Origin of the sequence: Plectonema radiosum NIES-515 (assembly GCF_025753815.1) — a bacterium.
In the GTDB taxonomy this organism is placed as follows: Bacteria; Cyanobacteriota; Cyanobacteriia; order Cyanobacteriales; family Nostocaceae; genus Hassallia; species Hassallia radiosum_A.
Window position 1 is genome coordinate 1 of the sequence record NZ_JAOWRF010000132.1, and the last position, 1,346, is coordinate 1,346.

1 protein-coding gene is annotated in these 1,346 nt (G+C 41.3%); it reads right to left on the reverse strand.

Annotated elements, in window-relative coordinates; translation table 11 throughout:
• Positions 1-55: 55 nt before the first annotated feature.
• Positions 56-1,297: an RNA-guided endonuclease InsQ/TnpB family protein gene (locus OGM63_RS08345; protein WP_263745051.1), complete on the reverse strand. Its 1,242-nt coding sequence runs from the start codon at positions 1,295-1,297 to the stop codon at positions 56-58.
• Positions 1,298-1,346 lie beyond the last annotated feature (49 nt).

The following is a 1,346-nucleotide window of genomic DNA, read 5'->3' on the forward strand; positions in this document are numbered from 1 at the left end:
GAAAGTTGACACTCCCCGCTCGCTCAGAGACGGGGATTCTCAAGAATACAAAATCTTAGTAGACCTTGATTCTTAATGGCTGTGCCAAACAGCCTCTAGACAGTCCGGTAAAACCATTCTGCTTACTTTTGCGTCCAATATTTGCAGCACCGTTAGTATCTGAGTTAATCAAATGCCCGTCCTTACTTCTATACAATCCACGCTTAACTCGTTTACCAGAAAACTGGTAGATAGTTGGCTTGTCGGCATTGTAAATAGGCAGGTCGTCACCATCCAAAGCACTCGCTTTGCTAGTGTAAGATTCCTCTTGTTCTTGATAGACCAACCCATATCGCTCACAGAGAGATTTGAGTTTATTTCTCAAAGAGTAAAAGGGAATCTGGACAAAGTTTTGGTTATTCCGGCTGCCAATATTGATGCCATCTTTCATGCCAATATTGAAACCAACAATCAGGCGTTCAATTTTGGTATTGATGCAATGGTCAACAATCAGTCTAGCCGCTTTATTCAAATAGTCTCTAACTTGGCTACTACGGTTGATGTACAGTCTCGACTGACGTTCGGTGAGTTGCTTAATCCCCTGCAAGTCTTTAATAGATTGCAGTCTGGCATTCTCTTTGTTGAACCACTGGTTAATAGATTTGAGTTTGCGACCATCCACGATAAAGGATGCCCCGTTGGTGTCAACACAAGTAGCCAAATTATTAAGCCCGAAATCAATCGCCAAAGCACTATCTTTGACTGTTTCTACAGCCTCGATTTCACATAAAGAAATATACTCAACTTCAAAGAATCGAGCGTCGTACTTGGGGTGAATCCTCACTTCTTTGATTTTAGCTGGGTCGAGACGTTCGGGAAAGTCAATTACAACTTCGCCAAATTCCTTTTTGAAGGCGTTCGACATTGGTACTTTGAACTTCCCGTCTTTGACCTTTATTCGGGGAATTATCAAAACAAAATAGCCTTCTTTAGGCAGGTAGTGAGGAAGTCTCACTTTCTGTTGAAATGTTCCAGATCGAACCGCTTTAATCAATCCATAGAAGCTGCGAAACGTTCTGTCTACTACCTTCAATGTTTGTTGTGCAATATCAGTGTTGAGAATTTGATAGTTCTCATTGTCTTTGCACAGATGGTAGGCAGACTCATAGCGCAAGTGCTTATGTTCTTGAAAGTAGTATTGTCGAACGGTGTAAAGACCCACGTTATACAGGTTCTTACTCAATCGACACAACTCTCTCAGAGCCAAGAACTCGGTCTTGCTAAGATCGCGTATTTGGTTTTTCTGAGTCAAGTACATCAACACTGCTTTCTACATATTTACAGTATATAGCGAAAGCTATGTATTT